Source organism: Faecalibacterium sp. 3, assembly GCF_048323735.1.
In the GTDB taxonomy this organism is placed as follows: Bacteria; Bacillota; Clostridia; order Oscillospirales; family Ruminococcaceae; genus Faecalibacterium; species Faecalibacterium wellingii.
This window is the reverse complement of sequence record NZ_JBLWFN010000001.1, coordinates 1,253,380-1,276,576: the sequence shown is the minus strand read 5'-3', so window position 1 is coordinate 1,276,576 and position 23,197 is coordinate 1,253,380. Positions and strand designations below refer to the sequence as shown.

General features: G+C 52.4%; 26 protein-coding genes. 15 read left to right on the top strand and 11 right to left on the bottom strand.

Translation table 11 applies throughout. From position 1 onward, the window contains the following. Positions 1–51: 51 nt before the first annotated feature. The 4 genes from ACNSPV_RS05975 to ACNSPV_RS05960 form a co-directional block, all read right to left on the bottom strand. Positions 52–1,398 (bottom strand): DNA primase family protein, encoded by a 1,347-nt coding sequence (locus ACNSPV_RS05975; RefSeq protein WP_005937058.1) that lies wholly within the window; start codon positions 1,396–1,398, stop codon positions 52–54. Beyond that, a complete protein-coding gene (locus ACNSPV_RS05970; protein ID WP_255536403.1) occupies positions 1,361–1,813 on the bottom strand; it encodes a CHC2 zinc finger domain-containing protein in 453 nt (150 codons plus the stop codon). The genes ACNSPV_RS05975 and ACNSPV_RS05970 overlap by 38 nt, the downstream gene beginning before the upstream one ends. Before the next feature lie 192 nt (positions 1,814–2,005). Next, positions 2,006–3,568 carry a relaxase/mobilization nuclease domain-containing protein gene (locus ACNSPV_RS05965; RefSeq protein ID WP_348584183.1) on the bottom strand — a complete coding sequence of 521 codons (1,563 nt, stop codon included), beginning with the start codon at positions 3,566–3,568 and terminating at the stop codon, positions 2,006–2,008. Next, a complete protein-coding gene (locus ACNSPV_RS05960) occupies positions 3,531–3,977 on the bottom strand; it encodes a plasmid mobilization protein (RefSeq protein WP_348584184.1) in 447 nt (148 codons plus the stop codon). Before ACNSPV_RS05960 ends, ACNSPV_RS05965 begins: the two co-directional genes overlap by 38 nt. A gap of 136 nt (positions 3,978–4,113) precedes the next feature. Here ACNSPV_RS05960 and ACNSPV_RS05955 point away from each other — a divergent pair, with 136 nt between their 5' ends. The 12 genes from ACNSPV_RS05955 to ACNSPV_RS05900 all read left to right on the top strand — a co-directional run bounded on the left by ACNSPV_RS05955 (position 4,114) and on the right by ACNSPV_RS05900 (position 14,946). Beyond that, complete coding sequence (locus tag ACNSPV_RS05955) at positions 4,114–4,512, top strand: hypothetical protein (protein WP_348584185.1); 399 nt, start codon at positions 4,114–4,116, stop codon at positions 4,510–4,512. 429 nt (positions 4,513–4,941) lie between these two features. Beyond that, a complete protein-coding gene (locus ACNSPV_RS05950) occupies positions 4,942–5,337 on the top strand; it encodes a PTS sugar transporter subunit IIA (RefSeq protein ID WP_249235310.1) in 396 nt (131 codons plus the stop codon). Between the two features lie 17 nt (positions 5,338–5,354). Beyond that, positions 5,355–5,816 carry a PTS sugar transporter subunit IIB gene (locus tag ACNSPV_RS05945; RefSeq protein WP_348584187.1) on the top strand — a complete coding sequence of 154 codons (462 nt, stop codon included), beginning with the start codon at positions 5,355–5,357 and terminating at the stop codon, positions 5,814–5,816. 26 nt (positions 5,817–5,842) lie between these two features. Continuing rightward, the gene (locus ACNSPV_RS05940; RefSeq protein ID WP_348584188.1) at positions 5,843–6,616 is read left to right on the top strand and encodes a PTS sugar transporter subunit IIC; all 774 of its coding nucleotides are present in this window, start codon (positions 5,843–5,845) and stop codon (positions 6,614–6,616) included. Further along, positions 6,606–7,424, top strand: coding sequence for a PTS system mannose/fructose/sorbose family transporter subunit IID (locus tag ACNSPV_RS05935; RefSeq protein ID WP_348584190.1), 819 nt, complete (start codon positions 6,606–6,608; stop codon positions 7,422–7,424). The genes ACNSPV_RS05940 and ACNSPV_RS05935 overlap by 11 nt, the downstream gene beginning before the upstream one ends. A 93-nt stretch (positions 7,425–7,517) precedes the next feature. Continuing rightward, entirely contained in the window at positions 7,518–8,417 is a 900-nt protein-coding gene (locus ACNSPV_RS05930) for a serine hydrolase (protein ID WP_316542595.1), read from the top strand. Positions 8,418–8,447: 30 nt separating this feature from the next. Next, the gene (locus ACNSPV_RS05925; RefSeq protein WP_348584192.1) at positions 8,448–11,165 is read left to right on the top strand and encodes a PRD domain-containing protein; all 2,718 of its coding nucleotides are present in this window, start codon (positions 8,448–8,450) and stop codon (positions 11,163–11,165) included. Positions 11,166–11,185: 20 nt separating this feature from the next. Continuing rightward, on the top strand, positions 11,186–12,358 hold the full coding sequence (locus ACNSPV_RS05920) for an NAD(P)-dependent malic enzyme (protein WP_117529931.1): 1,173 nt from the start codon (positions 11,186–11,188) through the stop codon (positions 12,356–12,358). A 68-nt stretch (positions 12,359–12,426) separates the two neighbouring features. Further along, a complete protein-coding gene (locus ACNSPV_RS05915; RefSeq protein WP_158576320.1) occupies positions 12,427–13,227 on the top strand; it encodes a Cof-type HAD-IIB family hydrolase in 801 nt (266 codons plus the stop codon). Positions 13,228–13,263: 36 nt separating this feature from the next. Then, complete coding sequence (locus tag ACNSPV_RS05910) at positions 13,264–13,512, top strand: hypothetical protein (RefSeq protein WP_118527432.1); 249 nt, start codon at positions 13,264–13,266, stop codon at positions 13,510–13,512. A 389-nt stretch (positions 13,513–13,901) separates the two neighbouring features. Continuing rightward, positions 13,902–14,180 carry a hypothetical protein gene (locus ACNSPV_RS05905; RefSeq protein WP_418268259.1) on the top strand — a complete coding sequence of 93 codons (279 nt, stop codon included), beginning with the start codon at positions 13,902–13,904 and terminating at the stop codon, positions 14,178–14,180. Positions 14,181–14,637: 457 nt separating this feature from the next. After that, positions 14,638–14,946, top strand: a complete 309-nt coding sequence (locus tag ACNSPV_RS05900; protein WP_348584197.1) for a hypothetical protein — start codon at positions 14,638–14,640, stop codon at positions 14,944–14,946. A 102-nt stretch (positions 14,947–15,048) separates the two neighbouring features. Here the strand turns inward: ACNSPV_RS05900 and ACNSPV_RS05895 are convergent, their stop codons facing one another. From ACNSPV_RS05895 to ACNSPV_RS05865, 7 genes are all read right to left on the bottom strand, one after another. After that, positions 15,049–15,297 (bottom strand): DUF6061 family protein, encoded by a 249-nt coding sequence (locus ACNSPV_RS05895; RefSeq protein WP_117529926.1) that lies wholly within the window; start codon positions 15,295–15,297, stop codon positions 15,049–15,051. A gap of 453 nt (positions 15,298–15,750) precedes the next feature. After that, positions 15,751–17,460, bottom strand: coding sequence for a recombinase family protein (locus tag ACNSPV_RS05890; RefSeq protein ID WP_158401003.1), 1,710 nt, complete (start codon positions 17,458–17,460; stop codon positions 15,751–15,753). A 98-nt stretch (positions 17,461–17,558) separates the two neighbouring features. Beyond that, positions 17,559–17,738 carry a hypothetical protein gene (locus ACNSPV_RS05885; RefSeq protein WP_117528009.1) on the bottom strand — a complete coding sequence of 60 codons (180 nt, stop codon included), beginning with the start codon at positions 17,736–17,738 and terminating at the stop codon, positions 17,559–17,561. A gap of 454 nt (positions 17,739–18,192) precedes the next feature. Further along, complete coding sequence (locus tag ACNSPV_RS05880) at positions 18,193–18,435, bottom strand: helix-turn-helix domain-containing protein (protein WP_002604473.1); 243 nt, start codon at positions 18,433–18,435, stop codon at positions 18,193–18,195. After that, entirely contained in the window at positions 18,419–18,856 is a 438-nt protein-coding gene (locus tag ACNSPV_RS05875) for a sigma-70 family RNA polymerase sigma factor (protein ID WP_002604474.1), read from the bottom strand. The genes ACNSPV_RS05880 and ACNSPV_RS05875 overlap by 17 nt, the downstream gene beginning before the upstream one ends. A gap of 473 nt (positions 18,857–19,329) precedes the next feature. Then, positions 19,330–20,313 carry a 23S rRNA (adenine(2503)-C(2))-methyltransferase RlmN gene (gene rlmN / locus ACNSPV_RS05870; RefSeq protein WP_002584956.1) on the bottom strand — a complete coding sequence of 328 codons (984 nt, stop codon included), beginning with the start codon at positions 20,311–20,313 and terminating at the stop codon, positions 19,330–19,332. A gap of 16 nt (positions 20,314–20,329) precedes the next feature. Beyond that, a complete protein-coding gene (locus ACNSPV_RS05865; RefSeq protein ID WP_003431289.1) occupies positions 20,330–20,515 on the bottom strand; it encodes a cysteine-rich KTR domain-containing protein in 186 nt (61 codons plus the stop codon). 398 nt (positions 20,516–20,913) lie between these two features. On the opposite strand from ACNSPV_RS05865, the gene ACNSPV_RS05860 reads away from it, so the two are divergent. From ACNSPV_RS05860 to ACNSPV_RS05850, 3 genes are all read left to right on the top strand, one after another. Next, positions 20,914–21,270, top strand: a complete 357-nt coding sequence (locus ACNSPV_RS05860; RefSeq protein WP_002584957.1) for a helix-turn-helix transcriptional regulator — start codon at positions 20,914–20,916, stop codon at positions 21,268–21,270. Between the two features lie 202 nt (positions 21,271–21,472). Beyond that, positions 21,473–21,802, top strand: coding sequence for a plasmid mobilization protein (locus ACNSPV_RS05855; RefSeq protein ID WP_117526957.1), 330 nt, complete (start codon positions 21,473–21,475; stop codon positions 21,800–21,802). Then, positions 21,763–23,091 carry a relaxase/mobilization nuclease domain-containing protein gene (locus ACNSPV_RS05850; RefSeq protein ID WP_158401004.1) on the top strand — a complete coding sequence of 443 codons (1,329 nt, stop codon included), beginning with the start codon at positions 21,763–21,765 and terminating at the stop codon, positions 23,089–23,091. Before ACNSPV_RS05855 ends, ACNSPV_RS05850 begins: the two co-directional genes overlap by 40 nt. The last annotated feature ends 106 nt before the right edge of the window (positions 23,092–23,197 follow it).

The following is a 23,197-nucleotide window of genomic DNA, read 5'->3' as shown; positions in this document are numbered from 1 at the left end:
AACCATGGCTTTAGGGCGCGTAGGGCGGGAGTTTTTCACTTTTCGTGTGTTTTATGCCGCAGCAAAGGCGGGGTGGACGCATACGCCCCGGAAGCCGCGGTACTTTCCCTCGATGTGCTTGGAGAAGGTCAGGCCATACTTCCCTGCATTTTTCAGCAGGAACTGGCTGAACTTCTTTTGCGGAACAGGTGATTCCAGATTATCCTCGCACCACTTGGTGTAGGCGCGGTAGAGATAGGTGGAGCGTTCCTCGGTGTCGGGCTTGAAGCGGACATACGCCGTTGCCTGCATGAACTGGGTCAGGTTGTCGCTATCCGCCATGGCTGCTTCGAGGTTCTGGATGGAGCGCTCGCTGATGGTGAACTGATAGCGGTTCGCCAGCAGACGGTGTAACCCCTCCAGCATCCACAGCAGGATGCCGGGACGCTCCTCGGACAGCTCTTCGATGAGGAAGGGATTATCCACCCGGGCAGGGTCACGGTCTTTCACCGTGATGAGAATCTGTCTACGCCAGAAGCCGTCGCTGTCATCGTGAGCAGCCACAAGGTTGCCATTGCCGAAGCAGATGAAACGAACGTACAGCAGGCCTTGGACAGCCTGCTTGTTTTTCCGCTCGATGCACAAACGGTCTTCAGCGGTGACGATGGACTTGATGTTCCGTGTTTCGGGCAAAGCCACCATGTTCAGATCGTCATCGACCATGACCAGCTTATACTCCAGATTTGCACTGGCAAAGCGGTTCGTTTCGATGCGGAGGATGGATTCGGAGTGAGAGGCTTCCCCGAACAGCTTCTTCAGCAGCAAGCCGATGCGGGATTTTCCCTCGCCGCCCTTGCCGGTCATGACCAGCATCTTCTGCGCCTTGGTAGACGGGATCAGGAGATAGCCAAGGTATTCCTGCAAGGTCAGAATGTCCTCCGGGATGAGCAGACCGTCCAAAAATTCCAGCCACTTGGTCGGTGCGGGGGCATCGGGCTGGTATTCCACGGGGAGCCGGTTCAGGCAGAGTTCCTTTTCCGGCACAAAGCCCCGCTCGTCCAGAAAGTAGGTTCCGTTCTGGAGATGGATGCGGTCAAGCTGGGGTTTCCATTCAGGGGTATAGGTTTCGATACGGAGTGCGTCCAGAACCTGCTTCTCCTTCTTGGCAAGGTTGTCGAGCACAAAGTCACGGAGGTCGCTGTGGACTTCGTAGAGCAGTGCATCCTCGTCTACCTCGCCGTTCTGGTCGAACAGCTTCTGTTTCAGGCACATCATGGGGTGTTTCTCTAAAAGGTACTGGCAGTAAGCGGTTTCACGCACTTTGCCCTTACTGTCTACCCAAGGGCATTCGCATTCTTCCTCTTCTTCCAGTTCGTCCTCATCACGCCAATCGTCGTTCCTCTTTTTCCAGTCGCTCATGCAATCCCTCCCAATACTTCCGTAGCTCGTCTTCGGTCTTCGGGTCCGGGAGCACCGAACAGTCCAGATAATATTCAACGATGTCAAGGTTCTTTATCGCTTCAAGGAAGCAGGGGTGAAGTTCTTCTGTGGGTGACTGCGGTGCGTATCGGATCCGCCAACGCTGCAGACAGCGGTAATAGTCCAGCAGCTGCTGCCGGACGGTGGGCGGTCTGCGGGGAGCAAGCCGCACCTTGCCGTCGGCAAGTGCCATGCCGAAATCGTTCTTCAACTTTTCCACGGCCTTATAGGGAGAAAGTTGAAAAAGTCTGCCGACAAAATCGATCACATCGCCATCTGCCTGACAGGCGAAACAATGGAAACGGCTGTCCACCTTCATGCTGGGGTGTTTATCCCCGTGGAAGGGGCAGCACATCATACCGTTCCGGTTTACGGCTAAGCCGTACAGCTCCGCTGCCTGCCGGGTCGAGATGGCGTTCTTTACGTCCGAAAAGACAGAGGTGCTACCCTCCGTCCCAATGGGTGGGGTACAGGCGAAAGGACGAAGCCCGGTGAGGGGCGTGGGTGAGGTTGGGTTTATTCACACATCGATCCGTCAGAGTGTTGTTCATTTGACCTCCTGCTGCGGTACGGTGTGGCTGCGCTCTTCCTTGCGGAAGAAGGCTTCCACGTTCTGTTGTGCGGTGCGGAGTTCACGCAGTTCGATCTGCGCTTTCTTGTAGCGGGTGTAGAACCCGTTTTTCTCCGAGGAAAGGGTCTGATATTCGGCATCCAGCTTTTTGAGGTCCGGCAGTGTCCTGAGCCCGTTGGCCTTGAAATAGGCGCAAGCGGCCTCGTACACGGCAAACTCTGCACGGTGCTGCTCCTTGAACTTGGCGTGGTTCCGCACCGTCTGGAGCTTCTGTGCAAGAGGCTTGTACTGCCGATAGACCACAAGATGCCCGCGCAGCTCCTTGAGGGAGACCATGCGGGCATCCAAGTCTTTGACCACCGCCAGTGCATCGTCGTGCTGGGTTTTCAGTTCGACAATGCGCTGGTTCAGGGCATCTTCGCTGAGCAGCTTTTTCTCCTGCATGAGACACAAGGTCTGCGACCAGCGTTTGAGGTTGAACTTTTTCGCCCAACGCTCATAGCCGATGCCCTTGCCCGCAGTAACGTTCGCCTGAATGTCAACCAGTTTCCTGATCTTATCCGGTTTCTTCTCGCTGCTGGGCTGGATGATGGCGGTAAGCTGGATGTTCTGAGAGAGGGCGGTCAGTACCTGCTCCTTTTCCAGCTTCTTGCTCAGTTTCTTGGCGGTGATGAACTTTGTCCGGCCGGGCGGGCAGTAGCTCAACCGGCCTCGGCTCTCCTTCACGGCGATGCCGTGTTCCTGCATGAGCAATGCAGAAAATTCCTCGAAGGTGGTGGTCTTGTTCAGCACAGCGTAGATCTGCTTTCGCAGCTTGTCCAGCTCGGTCTGATAGACGGTCTGGGTGGGCTGCTGCCCTTCGGCGGCAAGTTTGGCGTTGGCATGGTCGAGGCGGCGTTGTCCGCGCCGCTGTGCCCAATACTCGCGCTCCGAAACATGGTCGCCTTTGGCTTCCAGCAGGTTGATCTGGTTCAGGTCGGCTTGCTCGCACATCTCCATGACTGCGACACGGAGGTGCCGGAGCATGGCAGAGGTGCAGCGGTGCTTCTTGCCCGCTTCCCAGTCGCACGGCTTGTCCATGAAGGTCTGCCGTTCCACGGTGCGGACACGCAAGCTGCCGATGACGATGTGGACGTGGATGTTCCCGGCACTGTTGTGACCGTCCGGGTGGGTGCAGACGATGGCGGGATGACCGGGGAAGTTGTCCTTGCAGAACTGCAAGCCAAGGGCTTGTGCCTTCTCCATGGTCAGACCGTTCTCTACTGCGTCCTTCGGGTCGAAGCTCACAATGTAGTGATGGGTCTTCACGTCCTCCCGCCCGCCGTTTTTGCCGTACTTGCGGTTGGCAATCAGGCAGGCCATAGCGAACGAGGATTCGCCGCACTCAAGGGTGTCGAGCAGGTACGAATCCCGCAGCTTGGGTCTGCCCTTCTCATCCAGAATGGGCAGACCGGTGTACTCGTTGTGCTGAAAGGTGAGATAGCTTTCGGCGGCGGCATAGTTAGAGTTCTTCGAGCTTAAATGCTTGATGGTTGCCATACAGTTCACCAACCGTTTCTTCGGCTTTCAGCCGAAAGCTCGTGAGTGCGGACAGTTCCTCCAGAATCTGTGCCCGGAGCTGCTCGGTGTCTTTGCCGCCGGAGTTGAAGTGCCGTGCAAGCTGGTTGAGGTTGCTGCCTACCTTGCTGCACTGGGCAGACAAGGCGGCAAGCGCCGCCAGTGCATCCTCGCCGCCCTGCGCCACCACAACGGTGTGCTTGACGTTCACGCCGTACAGGACGCGGCGGACGAGTTCGGATTGGGTGAGGTGGAGTTCTTTGCAGGCGTATGCGATCCGCAGTTTTTCCTCTGCGGTCACTCGGACTTTGATGATGTGTGTCTTTCGTTTTCGCGGCGTGTCATTGCGGTTCTTCTTTGCGTGTACATTCGGACTTTTCATTTCAGCCATATTCGACCTCCTGTGAAAATGATAAATGCCCGCTCCGGGATGGAGAGGGCTATGTAATGCGACACGCCGCATTCGCACCAACGGTGCGAAGCTAGAGCAGGGTTTGGGGAAGGCACTCCCCAACAAGGATGACTGAGTGGACAGCAATTTTTCAAGCATTGAAAATTTGTGGCCACAGGTCGATACTTGCTTTCGCCCTTTCCGTGCAACACTGAAAATTTCAGAAGTCGAACCGCAATGCACGTTGAAAATTTTGCAGAGCAAAACGTGTGAAAAGGCAAAGCCCCTGCTCATGGTCACCGTTCACACCGAACGCAGTTCCTGCCCCTGTTTGTGCAGCGGCGTTGTCCGGCTCGCCCACAGAAAGTGTGAGGTCATGGCACAGTATCTCGTTCAGACGGCTTATGAAGAATTCAAGGTGCAGTATGAAGAAAGCCGGACGCAGTGCGGACACTACAACCTGCTTCTTTCAAGCACAAGAATAACACTTTACGGTTGTGCAGTCAACAACCGAAAACAAATTTTGGAAGATTGAACAACTACATAAGATTTTATTTGTGAAAAAGAAAAATACCGCCCACGCAGCGCAGCGATGATTTTGTCGGGTGAAACGGCGGCAAAATAGATCGGGTGTGTTGCGGGGCGGTAAAAATCTTCATGGGGAATAAATCCTCGCCGCTCTGTACTTTTCTACAAAATTGGTGGGATTTGCGATAAAGGGTATCATGGATCGCAGGGCGCGTCAAGATGGTTTTGCAAATTTTATTGCAGTAAAGCGGTGATAGTAGGACTTATATTCTGGGAAATTTGATGGAAACCGGTGCTTGTATGCACGGTTTTATCGCAGCAGTGTCGAGGAGAGCGCGAACAGTGTCGAAAGCGCGGGGTTTAATTACCAAAAAGACTGTCACAATGAAATAAAAACTGTGCAGGGTGTATACTGCAAGCACAAGGAGGGATGCATATGAGAACTGTAATCCTAGCGTCACACGGACATTTGGCATCCGGCATGAAGAACACGGTGGAGATGATCCTGGGAGAACAGGAGGCGCTCAAGGCGTTCGATGCCTACACAACGCCGGAGTGCAATGTCCATGACACACTGGAGGCGATGCTCCGTCAGGCAGACGGAGAATGCGTCATCGTTACGGATGTGCTGGGTGGCAGCGTGAATAAGGAAGCTGTCGTCTTTGCGGCACAGCCTGGTGTGCGCGTGATCACCGGAATGAATTTGACGCTGGTCGCAACTCTGCTGACCGAGGAGGAGCTGCCGCTGGATGAACTGGTCAGAACCGGCATCGCAGAGGCACAGGCTTCCATTCAGCAGCCGGAGTTCGTCAGTAAAGAAGAAGATTTCTGATAAGGAGGAAAAAATTTATGATCCAACTACTGCGCGTTGACCATCGTCTGCTGCATGGTCAGGTGGTTTTCAGCTGGTGTGGCCAGCTGAACCCCAACTGCATCCTGATCGCAAACGATGCGGCCGCTACCGATGATGTGCGCAAGGCTGCGCTGCGTCTGGGCAAGCCCAACAATGCCAAACTCGTCATCAAGACGGTGGATGATTCCATCGCCGCCATCAATGAAGGCAAGACGGACAAGTACAGCCTGATGATCGTGACCGGCAATGTCAAGGATGCGGTGCGTCTGGCGCGGGAGACCACCCAGATCAAGAGCATCAATCTGGGCGGCACAAAGGCTGCGCCGGATCGCCACGCGCTGTCCCCCACGGTCTATGTGTCGGACGAAGAGGAAAAGCTGCTGCACGAGGCCGCCGCGGAGGGCATTGAGGTGTTCATCCAGGTAGTGCCCAGTGATGCCAAGAAGATATTGACCTGATCCATCAAGAACAGGAGGAGAACAACATGCTTGTAAAGACATTATTGATCGCACTGGTTTCCTTTATCGGTTTTCTGGAATGCGGCGTCGGCAACTCCATGATCCAGCGCCCCATCGTGATGGGCCCGCTGGTCGGTCTGGTGCTGGGCGATGTGAACGCGGGTCTGGCCGTGGGTGCTACGCTGGAGCTGGCCTTCATGGGCAACGTGACCATCGGCGCAGCGCTGCCGCCGGAGATCACCGCAGGCGGCATTCTGGGCACTGCGCTGGCCATCGTTTCCGGCAACGGCACCGAAGCAGCCCTTGCACTGGCACTGCCCATTGCAACGGTGGCTCTGCTGATCAAGAACACCTTCTATCTGACCGCCCGCAGCTGGTTTTTGCATAAGTCTGATAAATATGCGGCTGAAGGCAACGCCGCAGGCGTAAATGCCATGCACATGATCAGCTTCCTTTCCTACGATATCGTCATGTCTCTGGTCATCGCCATCTGCTTCTACTGCGGCAGCGACGCGGTGCAGAGCTTCCTGGCCATCATCCCCGCATTCATCATCCACGGCATTTCTGTGGCTGCCGGCATTCTGCCTGCACTGGGCTTTGCTATGCTGGGCAAGATCCTCATCAGCCCCAAGGTTGCTCCGTATTTCCTGCTGGGCTTCCTGCTGGCTGCATACCTCAATGTTCCCGTGCTGGGCATTGCACTGCTGGGCGTGATCATTGTGGCTCTGATGCTGGTCAACGACCAGAACAAGCCGAATAATACTGCTGTGGTTGACGGAGGTGCTGACGATGACTTCTAATAACGAGAAAAAGCTGCTCACCAAGAGCGATATCAACAAGGTTTTCTGGAGATCCTTTACGGTCAATGCATCCTTTAACTACGAGCGCCAGATGAGCCAGGGTGCGCAGTATGCACTGTCCCCTGTCCTGCAGAAGCTGTACCCGGAAAAGAAAGATCTGGCAGAGGCGCTGCAGCGCCATGCAGAGTTCTTCAACACCACGCCCATGCTCTGCCCCTTCATCCTCGGCATTACAGCGGCCATGGAGGAGGAGAACGCCACGCAGGAAGACTTTGAGCCCAACACCATCAACTCGGTCAAGGCCGGCCTGATGGGCCCTCTGGCCGGTATCGGCGACTCGGTATTCTGGGGCACCCTGCGTCCTCTGGCCGGCGGCATCGCCTGCTCGCTGGCACTGACGGGCAACCTGTTTGCGCCGTTCCTGTTCCTGCTGCTGTTCAACATCCCCAACGTGCTGGTGCGCTACTTCGGCTGCCACTGGGGCTATAACTCCGGCATGAAGGCGCTGAACCGCTTTGAGGAACTGGGTCTGACCGAAAAGATCTTTACCGCGGCAGCCATCATCGGCCTGCTGGTCATCGGCGGCATGTCGGCCTCCATGGTCAGCATCAACCCGGTCGTTGCCATTGGCAGCGGCGACAACGCCATCAAGCTGATCGATGTCATCAACGGCATCATGCCCAAGATGCTCTCGCTGTTCACCACGCTGGGTGTCTACAGGCTGCTCAAGAAGGGCACAAAGCCCAACACGATCCTGCTGGGCATCATCGTAGTCAGTGTGCTGCTCACTGCTATCGGTATTTTCTGAGCAGAACTTTTCAAGACGGCGATTTTATAGTAAAATGGAAAGCGGATGGGAGCGTGGGCTGACATCCGCTTTCCCACTTATCAGGAGGCTGCAATGAACTGTACCGAAGAATTTATTGCGAAAATGAAGCAGAAGGATATCGTCATCAACTTTGTGCAGGCATGGCGCAATGATACGCTGGAGGAAAGCTATGCCCGGCTGGATAAGCCTACGCGCCTGCACGCTTATTCGGTAAGCAAAAGCGTTACCTCCATCGGTGTGGGGCTTGCCGTGCAGGAGGGGCTGCTGCGACTGGACGACCCGGTGCTCAGGTTCTATCCGGAGTATGACCCCGCAGAGCTTGCACCGAACCTGCGCCGCATGACCGTGCGGGATCTGCTGAAGATGGGCTGCGGCTCCAAGGATAAAATGTTCTTCTGGAATGATGCGCAGCGGCTGCAGTGCAGGGACTGGCAGGATTATTTTCTGCGCAATGCGTTCCCCTACGAGCCGGGCACTCGGTTCGAGTACAACAATTTCAACAGCTATATGTGCAGCTGCATCGTGGAGCGCGCTGCGGGCTGTACCCTAAAGGACTACATGACGCCCCGCTTTTTTGATAAGCTGGGCATCGGCAACCCGGACTGGCTCACCTGCCCCATGGGACATTCTGCCGGAGCGAACGGCCTGTTTTTGAGCATTGACGAGATGTCCCGCATCGGGCAGTTCCTGCTGCACGACGGTTGCTGGAACGGCGAGCAGCTTCTGGACCCCGCATATTTGCATGAGGCAGAAAAAAACCAGTACCCGGTCAATGCCCCCAAGCACGGCTACGGCTATTTCTTCTGGACGAACCCGGACGACGAATCCTACCGCGCAGACGGTATGTATGGTCAGTACATCGTGGTGGTGCCCAAGAGCAAAGCGGTGATCACGGTGCAGGCGCTGGACAGTAAAAAATTCTTCGACGATGTGTGGTCGGAGCTGGTAGTCCCCTTTCTGAACAAGGGCTGAGCGTAAAAAACAACAGGAGCAAAGGTGACAATGGCAAATCTGCAGAAGCTGAATCCGACCCAGCAGGAGCTGTACAACTATCTGGAACAGCAGACCGGACAGGTGAACTTTGAGGTGCTGCAACCGTTTACCACGCAGGAAATGGGTGCGGTGCTGCACATCAGCCGCAACACGGTGAGCCAGTACCTGAACGAGTTTTTCAAAGAGGGCTGGATGGTCAAGATCAATACCCGGCCGGTCTATTATTTCCTGCGGGAGACGCTGAGCCGGAAATTCAACGTTCAGACGCTGGATTCTGAATATGAGGATCTGCAGTTTCTGCAGCAGGATCTGAACCATGGCCGCCGTGCGGACAGCTGCTTTGCGGGAGTCATCGGCTATCACCTCAGTCTGAAATCCGCCGTGGAAAAATGCCGTGTGGCGGTGGAGTATCCGCCCACCGGTCTGCCGCTGGTGCTGGCGGGCGAAAAAGGCACCGGCAAGCGTCTGCTGGCCGGCAAGACATGGGAGTATGCAAAGGAAAAGCAGGTCGTGCCGGCAGAGAGCCGTTTTGCCGAGTTGGACTGCGCCATGTGGGGCGCAGCAGAGCCGGGCGGCACCGGCTTTGCCGCTTCGTTCAAACGCAGGCTGGAGGCTGGCACCGGCAGCGATTTTTTGTACCTGCACGGCTTTGACCAGCTGGAGAGCAGTGTGCAGGCCGAGGCGGTGCGCTTTTTAACGGCAGTGCTGCCGGAGCTGGGCGCGAAGTATCCGCGCCTGATCTTCGGTGTGCAGACGGTGCCGCCCTCGCTCAAGAACAGTGTGCCGGTGCAGGCAGAGCTTCTGCCGCTGCGCACCCGGTCGCTGCTGGAGAAAAAACGGCTCATCTATCGTTTTTTGATGCAGGAGGAGCAGCGCATCGGCCGCAGGGTGCAGGTGACGGGTCAGGCATACCAGATGCTGATGCAGTATCCGTATGAGCGGAACGTGGGTCAGCTGGAGCAGGTCATCCGTACCAGCTGCACCAATGCATACTCCCGCAGCCGGGACGGCGACATCTGCATCGGTCTGCCGGTGCTGCCGGATGCCGTGTTTGAGAGCTGCCTGCTGCTGCCGGAGGCCGGTGCGCAGAACCGTCCGCTGACATTGGACGACCTGCGGGAGGACTGCGGCTTTGAAAGGGAGCATCGTCTGCTGGAGGAGATCCGGGAGCAGGGGCGGCTGTATTTACAGGGCAGTCTGGAATGTGCCGGATTCTGCACCCGCATGGTGCACCGGCTGGAGGAGTACAACAACTATATCCTGTTCCAGAACAAGATCGCAGATGAGCGCATCAAGGGCATCGAACAGGGAATGCTGCGCATCTCGGAGCGCATCCATGAGCTGTACGGCGTCGGCTTCCCCAACAGCTTTATCCTGATGCTGGCGCGGTGGGTGTATTTCGGCAATGTGTTCGATGATGCCTTGCCGGAGGACAACGCCGAGATGCAGCAGCTGGTGGCAGACCTGACCGAGGCTGTCCGGCGGGATGCGCCCTACAGTTTTGCGGTGGCAAGTGATCTGCTGCTGATGGTGCAGAACACCACCGATGTGCATTTCTCGTCCATCGGCATCCTGATGATCAGCGCTTTTGTGGAGGTGCTGCACCGCCCCGGCAACAAGCTGCCAGTGCAGGCGTTCATCATCTGCCACGGTTACGCTACGGCCAGCAGCATTGCAGACGTGTGCAACAAGATGCTGCATAAGTATCTGTTCAACGCCATCGATATGCCCTATGATGTGCCGGTCAGCGAGATCGTCAGTCAGGTCAAAAAGATCCTTTATTTCAACGAGAACCGCGATGTGCTGATCCTGGTAGACCTCGGCTCACTGGAAAACATCACCGAGCTTCTGGACGACCTGCCGAATGTCAACCTCGGGATCATCAACAATGTTTCCACAGCGATGGCACTTTCGGTGGGCAGCCATATTCTGGACGGGATGCCGCTGGCAGAGGTTCTGGAAAATGCCAAAAATGCTTCGCAGATCCGCTATAAGATCTTGGAAAAAGCCCGCAAAGAGGATGTGATCCTGTTTGTGAGCGAGAGCGGCAGCAACGTCGCTGCAAAGGTGAGCGAGCTGTTCATGCACAGCCTGAATCATCTGAACACGAAGGTAAACGCGCGCTTTTTGTGCTACGATGTGCAGACCTATGAGCAGCTGCGTCAGAATGGCCACTGGGACACCTGCAACGTGTTGTTTGCAGCGTCCACCATGGAGCTTGGCCCGGCGGATTTCCCGGTGGTGGCCGTGGAGGACATCATCACCCAGCGCGGACTGGATAAGATCAAGAGCGGCCTCAGCGGTTATCTGACCGAGGAAGAGTTCGAGCACTTCAAGCAGAATCTGGTCAATCAGTTCTCGCTGGAAAACGTGGTGGAATCGCTCACCATCCTGAATGCATCGCGGGTGCTTTCGCTGGTAGCAGATATGCTGGAGGAGATGCAGCGGGCGCTTGGCTCCCACTTCCAGCCCAAGACCGTGGTGGGTCTGAACCTGCACATCAGCTGCCTGATCGAGCGGCTGGTGAAAAAAGAGGAGATCAAGAGCTACCGTGATCTGGAACGCTTCTGTGAAGAGCACCGGGACTTTGTGGCACTGGCGCGGCGCTGCTTTGCCAACATTGCCGAGCAGTACCGCATCAACCTGCCGGACAGTGAGATCGGCTATATTTACGATTATATTTCCCACGATTACAGCGATGAAAGTCCTTGGAAAAATGAGTTTTGAACCAATAGGAGGAAATTCAAATGGATTACAATAAAGCAGCTCTGGAAATGCACGAGACCCACAAGGGAAAGGTGGGCATCGTGAGTAAGGTGGAGGTCGCCACCCGTGACGACCTGTCCACCGCCTACACCCCCGGTGTGGCCGAGCCCTGCCGCAAGATCAAGGAAAACCCTGACGATGTATATAAGTACACCTTCAAGGGCAACATGGTAGCCGTTGTCTCCAACGGCACCGCCGTGCTGGGTCTGGGCGATATCGGCCCGGAAGCCGGTCTGCCGGTCATGGAGGGCAAGGCCGTGCTGTTCAAGGAGTTCGGCGGCGTGGATGCCTTCCCCATCTGCATCGACGCCCACGACGCTGCCAGCGTCATTGCTGCCTGCAAGGCCATTGCGCCCACCTTTGGCGGCATCAATCTGGAGGACATCAAGAGCCCCGAGTGCTTTGAAATCGAGGAAACCTTGGAGCGGGAGCTGGACATCCCGGTGTTCCACGATGACCAGCACGGCACCGCTATCGTTGTCACCGCTGCCCTCATCAACGCCCTGCGTGTGGTGGGCAAGAAGATGGAGGATGTGCACATCGTGCTGAACGGTCCCGGTGCTGCCGGTACTGCCATCATCAAGATGCTCATGACCGCAGGCGCAAAGGACATCATTGCAGTGGATCAGTTCGGCACCCTGTACAAGGGCTGCAACAGCGCCGAGGCCCACAAGAACTGGCTGGGCGAGGTGACCAATCCCCGTCAGGTCAAGGGCGGCCTGAAGGAAGCACTGGAAGGTGCCGACGTGTTCATCGGTGTGTCCCGCCCCGGCATCCTGACCACCGAGCTGTGCAAGACCATGAACAAGGACGCCATCGTCTTTGCCATGGCCAATCCCACCCCGGAGATCATGCCGGACGAGGCGAAGGCCGGCGGCGTGCGGGTGATGGCCACCGGGCGCAGCGACTTCCCCAATCAGGTGAACAACGTGTTGTGCTTCCCCGGCCTGTTCAAGGGCGCGCTCAGCGTCCGCGCACGGGATATCAACAATGAGATGAAGCTGGCTGCTGCCTACGCCATTGCAGACCTCATCACCGATGCCGACCGCAGCGAGGAGAACATCATCCCCGGCGCGTTCGACCCCCGCGTGGCCGAGGCTGTGGCAAATGCCGTGGCAAAGGCTGCCCGCGAGACCGGCGTGGCGAAGAGCTAACAAACAAGATAAGGAGCCGGACGACACAACGGATATTTTTAATAATGCTTTCGCAGGAAAGAACGATCATGGACGACCTTAAAATCGTATTTAGTGATGTAGATGGAACGCTGCTTGATTCTCGTCAGGAGATCACGCCAAGGACGCTTCGGGCCTTGAAGCTCCTGCAAAAAAAGGAGATCCCATTCGTTATTATCTCGGCGCGCAGTCCTTCTGGCATCGAACCCATTGTGAGGAAATACGGCCTGCGGTGTAGTATTGTTTCCTATAGTGGAAGCCTGATACTGAACGAGGAGCGACAGATCATCTATCACCGCGGGATGAGCCGAGCAGAAGCAGCAAAAATCCTTGACTTTACGGCGCAGCAGCACTTTGATATGGCATGGGGTGCATACTCGTTTGACCAGTGGGTCACACCGGACCGTACGGATCCGCGCATTGAACGGGAAGAGCGAATCGTTAAGGCGACCGCCCAGCAGGGCGTGATCGCGGATATGATCGCCGATGAAGTGCATAAGCTGTTGTTCATCTGTGCTCCCGCTTGGACAGACACCATAGAAGCCACATTGAAGGCTCAGTTTCCGCAATACGAAATTGTCAAATCATCGAATGCTCTGCTGGAAATCATGCCCGGAGGAACGACCAAGGGAGAAGCCGTGAAAAGGATCTGCGCCCTGCGGGATATCTCCCCGAAGGATGCTGTTGCCTTTGGGGATAACTACAATGATGTGGAAATGCTGGAGCTTGTTGGTCACGGCTATCTGATGAGCAATGCACCGGAGCTGCTGAAGAAGCATCTGCCCAGGCATACTACCGATCGTGACCATGATGGTATAGCTGAGGCGCTTGCAGCGCATGGGATATGCTAATAATACAGTTGGCATCATGTAGACGACCAGCTTTTCATGGTCAGGGGCAACTCCATTACAGAGGCCGGAACCGCTGGGTATGAGCCGTATTCTGAGGTGATGGCCTCGCTGATTGCACAGGTGCTGGGTCTGCCGGACTACAACGCTTGGGAAATCGTCAAGCGCACCAATGCCTGCCTGATGGAAGCCCCCTATTGGCTGCGATTCAGCGAGGATGAAACCTTTGAGGACACCACGTGCGGCCGAGCCAGAAGGATCATGAATGAAAATCAGAAAACCAGCTGATGTTAAAAAGCCAAATCTCACCGTACATCCTGTACTGCTTGAGGTTTGGCTTTTTTCTTAAGCAATGCAGACGTATATACATCTGCGCACTTATTGGGAAACCTCAAACCCTGTAATTATCATGCTTCCGTGATGGCTGCGCGCTTCTACGGCGCACCAAAAAGCGTTTTGTAAAAACGCGCAGCCTGCATCGGTACGGTGCAGATCTGAAAGGGTTTGGGATTTCCCAACAAGCATTTTGAAATTGGATTTTAAAAAATCCGATTCAAAAATCGCAAGTTGGTACCAACTTGCACTGCTTGCTGCGAATGCGAACGCCTTTCGAATTGCAAAATGATTTTTCAGTTGCTATACTGGGCTTACCAAAATTTTGTCAGGAGGCTGCTACAGTGACTGCACAGATAATGCAAATCGGGAACAGACCTTGCCGCATTTACGGCGAAGCCCATGCAGAATACCTACTGCTCCAAATGACCGGTGAACATGAGCTGCAAAGCATGGAAAGCGAGGTTACCGCTATTGCACAGAGTGCGCACCACTTTCTGTTTGCGGCTATTCCGGTGGAAAGCTGGAACGATGCACTTTCTCCGTGGATGGAATCAGAAACGTTCCGTTTGCAAGTTCATGTTCGATTTGTTTTTTGCGATTTGTTGCCTCCTCTTTTGTAGAAAAACTTTCCCATTTGTTGCAGTCTTTACCCTGCTCGTCTTGGTAAGTATAGCGGACACCATAGGAGCTGCCGCGTTTCGTGATATATGCCATAGATGTCATGCGGAATACGATTCAGCAGTACATCTGCCAGTACGGACGGGATTGGTCGCGTTTCCGGGATGTTCGGATACAGCTTGTAGATGGGAACACCTATGCACAGCTCTCTGCCGTTGACCTTATCCAGCAGCTACATTGTGTTATCACGCTGGTGTACAAGGATACTGCGTTGAAAACGGTGAACAAAGAAGCATTCCGAGAGTGCGTTAAAAGCTTGCTGAAGCAGTCCAAAATGTTTACCGATAAAGAGCTAGATGCAATGTTTGCGTAAAACAGGATAGCTGAAAATAAGCAAAGCCCACAAGCTGGATATAAAATCCGGTCTGTGGGCTTTACCATATCAGGAGTAATATTTCTGTGTGTGGTTGCCGGGACGAAGTGCTTCTGGAACTCAACGGCAAGACCTATATGCTGTCCCTCAAGGTCTACGAAACGGTGAAAACCGATGTGGCCTATGTGCAGGATAAGACGGTCAGCCAGATTCAAGCAAAGGATCGGATTCTCGAATATCTGAAGCATAAGCCGTCGATTACGAATCAGAAAGCTCAAGAGCTGTGTGGGTTTAATAAGAATCAAACCTATTATATCCTGCACCAGATGTGCAAGGACGGAATCTTGCAGCCTGATGGCGTAGGCCGAGGAACGAAGTACAAAAGCGTGAAGTGAAAATTTACGCTGACTTTTACGCTGAAAGTTTGATTTACGCTGAATTTGCGCTGAAAAACGCGCGCCGCGCGATTAGCATTTTTGCCGCGCGTTTTCTGCGGCTCAATTCTCCGGCCTGCCGTGGTCGCAGCCGAGAGAAAGATAACGCTTCATCTCCCCTCTCAGCACCATCTGTGCATACTCCAAGGGCTTATTATACAGCAGCCAGTCCAGCTCTGCCCGCTGTGCCGGGGTGTTGCCGTACTCATCCTCGACGGCGATGCAGTCGATGGCAAGGGTGGTGCCATCCTCGAACCGGGCTTCCACCCGGTTGCTGTCCGTGTTGTAGCGGCAGGGAAGTAGTTTGTTCATGGTGAACCTCATTTCTATATCAAACGGTGTCTGTTCGGATGTCCTAAACCCTGCCATAGAACCGATGTGTCATGTAAGATTGTTGTTTGGATAAAACTGGGAATTTTTGTGCTGCTGATGCCTCAAAAATCCAGCAGGAAAGTCGCTCATTTTGAGACCATCTTGTCGGGCTGATTTTAGCTCTGCACACTTTTGCACATTTTCTGCACATCGCAAGGATGGATAACAGGTGCAAAGGCGTGCAAGCAATGCAAAGGATGCAACAGAATAACAACGGCAAAATAACGGTGATTCGATTAAAATGACGTTTTAACGTCAAATGATGAAATGGACAAAATGTGCCATTCGGTTCCTACGAATCAGTAGGCCGGGGGTTCGAGTCCCTTCCATCGCACCATGACGAATGTTCTTACAGCATTTAGCTGTCAAAGAGCATTCGTCATTTTTTATTTGCTAAATAGCGACATCACAGGGGGCGTAGTTCACAACTACGCCTTTTCTTGTATTCACCGATACATCAGGTGTCGGCAAAGGAAGTGCGCTTGGAATCTCGATGGTGCCCACGCAGTTGTAGTGAATGCGGAGCCGCTGCTCCCATACACCGTTGACCTTTTCTGCATTGAACACTTCGATTTTTTCCACCAGTTCATTCAGCATCCGGGGTGTCAGCTTTTTTGCTCTGGTGTACTTGCGAACCAGACGGATGAACATATCCGTTGTCATGGTGCGGCTGCTCTGCTTTTCGATTTCGGAGCGGAGCTGTTTGATTTTCTCGGTCAGCTCCTTTTGCTCGTCCTCATATCTCCGGGACATTCTGGAAAAGCGTTCATCAGAGATTTTGCCGGAAACATTGTCCTCATAGATGCGCTCAAAGAGGCCATCCAGTTCTTCGTCACGGGCAAGGAGTGCTTTCAACTCTTTCTCTTTCAGCTTGCGGTCGGCTTCGTCCGCCTGCTGGGAGTGCCCGATAACAGCTTTCAGAAAGTCGTCCTCGTAGAGGCTGGCAAACTTGGTCAGCCGCCGAATCTCGCCCAACACCACTTCTTCCAGAAAGTCTACCCGGATGTAGTGGGTGGATTGACAGGTGCCACGGTTGCCCTTGTAGTTGGAGCAGTTGAAATACTTGATTTCCGGGTTGCCCTGATTGAAGTGGAAATGCAGATTGCAGCCGCAGTCTGCGCAGACAAGCAGGCCGGAGAACATATTGTGTTCTCCGTTGCTGGTACGGCGTTTGCGCATTTTTCCGCGTTTCTGCTGTACCTGTTCAAATACGGCACGTTCAATAATGGGCTCGTGAACATCTTGGAACACTACCCAATTTTCCGGGTCGTTATGAATCCGCTTTTTGTTCTTGTAGGACTTGGAGTAGGTTTTGAAGTTCAGAACATCACCACAATACTCCTGCTGGTACAGAAGATGGGTAATCGTGGAGCCATTCCACTTGGTAGCGGGCCGTATCTTGCTCCTTCCGGGACGGCCGATGCCTTTCTGAATCCAGTAGGCCTGCGGGGTCAGGATGCCTTCTTTTTCAAACTGGGTGGCAATCTGTTCCGTGCCAAAGCCCTCCAACGTCATATCAAAAATGCGCCGGACAACTTGTGCAGCTTCTTCATCAATGACCCAATGCTTGGGATTGTTCGGGTCCTTGATATACCCATAGGGAGGAAGTCCCATCGGTTCGCCGGAGTTGCCTTTGATTTTATTACTGATACGGCGTTTCTTGCTGATGTCGCGGGCATACCACTCATTGAACAGGTTTCGGATGGGTGCCAGTTCATTTTCTCCCTCGGCCGTGTCGATGTTGTCCGAAACGGCAACAAGTCGGATGTCATGGTCTGGGAAAAATTCTTCTGTCAGCCGCCCGACCTCGATATAGTTTCGGCCCAGACGGGAAAGGTCTTTGACGAACACAGCAGAGGCTTTTCCTTGTTCAAGCTGCTGCATCATTTCAACGAAACCGGGACGGTTCATGGTCACGCCGGAAATGCCATCATCCAGAAAGTGAACCAGATTGGTATAGCCTTTTTCCTTTGCAACTTTGGTGAGCAGTTTCTTTTGGTTGCCAATGCTGTAACTCTCGCCCTCCAAATTATCATCACGGGAAAGACGCTCATAGAGAAAAGCGGTTGCTTCACGGGATTTCTTGTTACTCGACTGTTTCATACTCGCTCCTTTCTTGGGACAGTCGAATAGCAAATTCACTTGTACACCTATATTATAACACAATCCGCTTTCTCTGTCCGCTGCCTCCCGAAAGGTCATTATAATTTTTCGCTTTCGGATTTCATCAGCCGGAGAAGAACTTCTCCTAAGGTTTGGGAACTTTCTTCTTTGAACACCGGCTCAACGATAAAGGAGCGATTGCCAATACGATAAGTCGAATCCAGAGTAAGCATCTCTGGATTTTTTGTTTTTTCAGTGTTTGTCTTTTTCGCTTGCATCGTAAAAATCCCCTTTCTTAAAAATCAAAAAATGAGCCAACGGACGGCTGCTGGCAACAGCCCACGGGAATCTCACCCCTGCATTCCTCATGCAGCCCTACTCATTGCCTGCGACGCTCTGAACGCTCGGACTTTGACGGTAAGGGAGTATCAGCCTGTCGGTATGTCATGGCCCGCAAGTAGCCGCGCTTGCATTGCGGCGTGGTGATGATCGCTCCACTTTTCAGAGAAAAGCATCATGGCGCACCCGCCGTCCGGCTCGATACAGACAGCAACGTATCCGTTTGCCCTATGATGCACCGCCGTTATCTTGCGGGCTTTCTTTATCAAGGAACAATAAGGCTTTGTCAGCCTGTAAAAGCATACCGTTTCCGATATGCTTTTACGGAACGACAAACAGCCCATAACGGGAAGCGTGGAAAGGGGTACACGCTCCCCGCATGGGCTTAAAGAGTTAGCCTACATGAAACGCAAGAGTGCGGGTAATAAGGCGCACTTGCAGCCTGTTACGCATTTCTTCGTCCACATAGGAGTAAGTATTGCCCGCGTCGTCTTTCAGTGTTCGGGTACAAAGTTTCGCTATGTAACCCTCGTAGTGCTTCAAGATCGCGCACATGGCGGTTGTGTCGCCGTTTGCCGCTGCGGAAATGACAGGGAACGGCAACAGATTTTCAGACTTCCTAACGGTATTCATCATCTGCTTTTCCCTCCAAATACTGTTTGATTTTCGCAAGCGCGGATTTCCTGTGCCGGAAAACCGTCGTGCGTACAACATTCAGCAGTTCGCCAATTTCCGCGTCGCTCATATCCAAGAAGTAGGACAAAAGGATAATGTCGCGTTTCCTTTCGGGCAAAGCGTTAAGGGCTTCGGCAAGCAGTTCATTTTTGACGAGTACATCAAAGCCGGACACTTGAAAACGGAAATAATCGCTTTCGTATTCGTCCGTTGTGAAAAGCTGCGCGAGTTCGCTTTCGCTCAAATCCGAAAAAGTAACTTCGCGTGCTGCGCGTTTCGCAAGAGTGCGGCGGTGGCTTTTCGCTTCGCCGACCAAAGTTTTCTTTGCTAATGCGTCGTACTGATGTTGTATTCTTTCCTTGTCGGAAGAAGATAGCTCCATAGAGTTCACCTCCTTCCCGCGTGGAGTAGAGGACGGGAGTTAAGGGCTTGTCCTCTCTGCCCCTTTCGCTCCGTACCCGTTCGGGAGATGGCTCTTGAGTGCGCTTTTCAGAAAAAAGTTGAAAAAAGCAAAATGCGCCCGTCCGCAAGACGCGGACGGGCGCAAAGGAAATGTAAGCAGTAGCTAAATGTATTGACAGTTCACATTCATAGCCGGAATATCCCGCTTGCGGAGCATAGCTTTTTTTGACCGCAAAGCATTAGGCGGGTTACAGTAAATAAAAATGGACACGGCGATACCTCCCCGATACCGCCGTATCCTTAAAAAAGGGCGACTTTAATACACTACCCGCAATCCATTCTATAATAGGGAACAGCGGCTTTTGCGCAATATTAAATAAAAAAGCCGATAACACATAGGTTTTTTGACCTAATGCGTTATCGGCTCTGCGTCTATGCGTCTGGCACTTTTAATCATTTTTTTTTGAATTTATTATATGTGTTAGCTAACTGTCCACAAGCCGCGTTAATCTCTCTGCCATGAGAAACTCTCATAGTAACTTCAAGTCCTGCTTGCTCTAATTGATGTTTGAATGCAACTATTTCCCGTTTCTGTGGTGCTTTAATTCTTGAATTGCTTGTTGGGTTGTATTGTAACACGTTAATCATAACTTTTTTGCCCCGAAACCATTTTGCAAGTTGTCTTACATCTGAGGGCCGGTCATTTATACCCGGTAAAAGCAAATACGCAAAGACAATTTTGCGATTATGCCTTTCAGAATAGGATAAGGCTTGCTTAACAACATCTTCAATAGCATATATGCGCATGTGAGGAATAATACGATTTCTTGCAGATTGTGTTGCTGCGTGTAAAGATATTGTCAACTGAATTTTAAGATGTTCCTCGCGCAATTTTTTTAATTGATCGACCGGACCAACTGTTGATATGGTAATGCCGTCGGTTGGAAAGTTGAGCCCATATCTATCTCGGAGAATATGGATTGCTTTTATCAAGTTGTCATAATTGAATAAAGGCTCTCCCATACCCATAAAAACGATACGGTTTACTTTTCGACGCAACAATATAATCTGTTGTACGATTTCTGACGATGTTAGATTACGAACAAAGCCATTTCGCCCGGACTCACAAAAAATACAACCAACAGGACAACCGACTTGTGTGCTCACGCAAACAGTTCCACCATCTCGCCGCTTGATAAAAACCGTTTCAATGTATTTGTTGTCTTTCAGTTCGTAAACATACTTTTCAGTATCACTGCTTTTGCAAATATTTTTTACCAACATTGATAGATTTTTTTTGCGTGGTAATTGCTTATATAATTCTTCATATAAGGCTTTTGCTTCATTCTCGCCAATAACTTCCGACATTTCTTTGTAAGTAAATCCGTATGGATCATTCCGTACTTCCGCAGGCGTATATTTAGGTAAACGTTTCATTTTTATATCCTTTCTTCTAAATAATAAAAGTTTGTTTTTCTGTATTTTTGATTACAATCTCTAATTTTTCTACATCAATGATATGCGTCAATTTGCATTTAGGGCAGAAAAGAGGAAAATCTTTTAATACAGTATTATGAAATACTTGAACTCTCGTCTTTCCGTTACAAATCGGACATTTTATCCAATATTTTTTAAGCATTATATTTCACTCGTCCTTTTTACACAAAAAAATGCAGGTCAATCCTCAACATGAGCATTGACCTGCATTTATAATGCACAGAGCAGTACAACAAAACTAAGGCATAGCTTGCACTATGTCTATACTATATCTATACGTCGTTAGTTTTTTGTATAGCATCCGCAAAATAAGCATGACAAAAAAGCCCATGTTGAAAATGGGAAAATCCTTTTTTTCAATGCTTATCTAATACGCATGCTATGCAACATAAACGCCGCCTCCTTTTACATTAATTTTATTTTATCAGAAAATCAGTCTACTGTCAATACACAACAGGAAGTATTTAACCTAATGATATGAATTGTGTGGACATATCCAAAAAGAAAGGTGAACTGTAAAATGTAACAGGGTGAATGAAAATGGCAAAAAGACCCGTACCATTGTACGACTTTAAGGCTTTCGGGGCAGCTATAAAAGCCGCGAGAAATGAATACGGCGAGAGCCGCAAAAAGGTAAGCGACGAGTTATATATTTCCCCGCGCTACCTTGCGAATATCGAGAACAAGGGACAACAGCCGAGTTTACAGGTATTCTATGACCTTGTAACCCGGTATCATATTTCGGTAGATCAATTTTTCTTCCCGAACAGCAATGCGGAGAAATCCACCGGGCGGCGGCAGCTTGACGCGCTGCTGGACGGTATGAGCGATAAAGGCATACGGATTGTAACCGCAACAGCAAGGGAGATAACGGAAGTCGAAAAAGCAGAGGACTAACCTCACAATATGGGAAACAGGAGATTGCAGCGAGCGCATGGCGGCTGCAATCTTTTTTTGCGTCCAAAATTAAAGGAACGCGCAACAAATACCGCCTTTCGGTGGGGGTATGGAGTAGATAGCAAGCATAGGGAGTGTAGCCACTCCCGGCAAAAATGCTTGCTGGGGAATACCCCAGACCCCCAAGAAACGAGGTGAAACTATGGCGAACCGAACCCGAAAAATTGTTCTGCGTGTTCCCGTGACGCCGGAGGAACAGGAACTTATCCGGCAGAAGATGGCTCTGCTGCACACACGGAATTTTTCAGCCTACGCCCGGAAGATGCTGATAGATGGTTATGTTGTCCACATCGACACCACCGACATCCGGGCGCAAACCGCCGAACTGCAAAAGATTGGTGTCAACGTCAATCAGATCGCGCGGCGGCTGAACAGCATGGGGCCGCTGTACACACAAGACGTTGCGGACATCAAGGGAGCATTGGCGCAGATATGGCAGTTACAAAGATACATCCTATCAAGTCAACGCTGAAAAAGGCATTGGACTACATCGGGAATCCGGCCAAGACGGACGAAAAAATGCTGGTGTCCTCCTTTGCCTGCTCCTACGAAACCGCCGACATCGAATTTGAACTGCTGCTGTCACAGGCCATGCAGAAAGGCAACAATCTGGCCCACCACTTGATACAGTCTTTTGCGCCGGGCGAAACCACGCCGGAGCAGGCCCACGAGATTGGTCGACAGCTTGCAGATGAAGTCCTGCAAGGAAAATATCCCTATGTACTGACCACGCACATTGACAAGGGGCACGTCCACAACCACATCATTTTCTGTGCTGTGGACATGGTGAACCAGCGGAAGTATGTTTCCAACCGGCGGAGCTATGCTTACATCCGGCGCACCAGTGACCGACTTTGCAAGGAACACGGCCTGTCCGTGGTAATGCCCGGCCAAGACAGAGGCAAGAGCTATGCCGAGTGGGACGCACACCGCAAGGGTACAAGCTGGAAGGCGAAGCTGAAAGCTGCCATAGATGCAGCCATCCCGCAGGCCAAGGATTTTGACGATTTTCTGCGGCTCCTGCAGGAGCAGGGCTACGAGGCCAAGCGTGGCAAGTATGTTTCGTTTCGTGCGCCCGGACAGGAACGGTTCACCCGCTGCAAAACGCTGGGCGAAGCCTACACCGAGGAAGCCATCATCGAACGCATCAAAGGGCGGTTCGTGGAGCGGAAGCCCAAAGAAAACCGCAAAATTTCGCTGCGGATTGATTTGGAGAACAGCATCAAGGCCCAGCAGTCCGCAGGGTATGAGAAGTGGGCAAAACTCCACAATCTGAAACAGGCGGCCCGGACGCTGAACTTCCTGACCCAGCATGAAATCGAAAGCTACCCGGATTTGGAAAGCCGGGTGGCCGAGATCACCGCCGCCAGCACCGAAGCTGCCGCCGCATTGAAAGCAGCAGAGCGCCGACTTGCAGAAATGGCCGTGCTGATAAAGGATGTCACCACCTGTAAGGAACTGCACCCACTGTTGCAGGAGTATCAGCGGGCTGCTGACAAAAAGCAGTTCCGACGTAAACATGAAGGAACCTTGATTCTCTATGAAGCAGCGGCGAAAGCTCTAAAAGAGCAGGGCTTTCAAAAGCTGCCCGACCTCTACGCCCTGAAAAACGAGTATAAGCAACTGGCCGAGCAGAAAGACCAGATGCAGCGGCAGTACAATGATGCCAAACGCCAGATGCAGGAGTATGGCATCATAAAGCAGAATGTGGACGGCATTCTGCGGACAGCACCGGGAAAGGAGCAGATGCAGGAACGGTAAATCTGCACAAAATATTGTTCGGATTTTTGAATCCCAAACGCTTAGACCGGGTGGCGTTTCCGCCCGAAATCATGTAAAATAGACTTAGACAACGAAAGCGAGGAAC